Consider the following 1,125-nt stretch of genomic DNA (forward strand, 5'->3'; position numbering starts at 1 on the left):
GCACCCGCCTGCCAGACGATCGTGCTCGAGACCGGCCGCATGGCGCCGATGCTCTTCCATGGCCTTGCCGGCCTCGGGCTGCCAGTGATCTGCATCGAGAGCCGGCAGGCCTACCAGGCTCTCAAGTCGCTCGCCACGCACAAGACCGACCGCAACGATGCCCGCGGGCTGGCCCATCTCGCCCGCACCGGCTTCTTCAAGCCCGTGCATGTCAAATCGCTACCCGCTCATGCGGTGCGAGCCCTGATCATCGCCCGCAAGAAGCTGGTCGGTCAGCGTGTCACCCTGGAGAACCAGATCCGTGGCCTGGCTGTCGTGTTCGGGGTCCGCTTGCCGCGTGGGCTCAGTCCGCGCTTTACCGAGCAGGTGATCCAAGCCAGCCAAGGGATCGCAGGTCTATCCGGTGCCATGCAGGGCCTGCTTGCAGCCCGCAAAGCTGTTCTGGAAGCGGTTGTAGCGATCGACCGTGACATGCGGTTGCTGGCCCGTTCGTCACAGGCCTGCCAGCGGCTGATGACTATCCCCGGTGTGGGCCAACTGACAGCGCTGGCCTTTGTCGCCACCATCGATGCACCGGAGCGCTTCCACCGATCGCGTGATGTAGGAGCCTATCTGGGCCTGGTGCCAAGACGCTTCCAATCGGGCGAGATCGACTATGTCGGCAGCATCTCGAAGTGCGGCGACCGGCGGGTGCGAACCCTGTTGTACGAGGCCGCCAATGTGATGCTCACGCGCTACCGCGGTGCCTTGGCCCTCAAGGAGTGGGCGCTGGGCATTGCCCGGCGCTCGACCATGAGGAAGGCGCGCGTGGCGCTGGCCCGCCGCTTGGCGATCATCATGCATGCCATGCTCCGGCACGGCACCACATTCCAGGCAGCCTAGGAGGACGAGCAGAAGCAGGTCGAGACGAGCTCCCGAGCGGAGCGTTGCCCAAGGGAGGGTGTGGAAGACGACGCCGATTTTGTCGCATGCGGCCTGTGCCAAGGGTCGACTGCGGTTTCAACCAAGTCGCTCCACTCCATCTGACCCCATCAAGTGCCCTGGAGCACGTAGAGAACGCAGAAACCCTTTGGGATCGCAAAACCGCTCAGGATTGGAGAGTTGCCCCTTGACCCATTAGAGAAC

1 protein-coding gene is annotated in these 1,125 nt (G+C 64.1%); it reads left to right on the forward strand.

Annotation, left to right across the window (positions count from 1 at the left end):
• A partial coding sequence (locus JKL45_RS29595; protein WP_201865345.1) for an IS110 family RNA-guided transposase occupies nt 1-882 on the forward strand: 882 nt, incomplete at its 5' end.
• Nucleotides 883-1,125 lie beyond the last annotated feature (243 nt).

Origin of the sequence: Microvirga soli, assembly GCF_016734765.1 — a bacterium.
Lineage (GTDB): Bacteria > Pseudomonadota > Alphaproteobacteria > Rhizobiales > Beijerinckiaceae > Microvirga > Microvirga soli.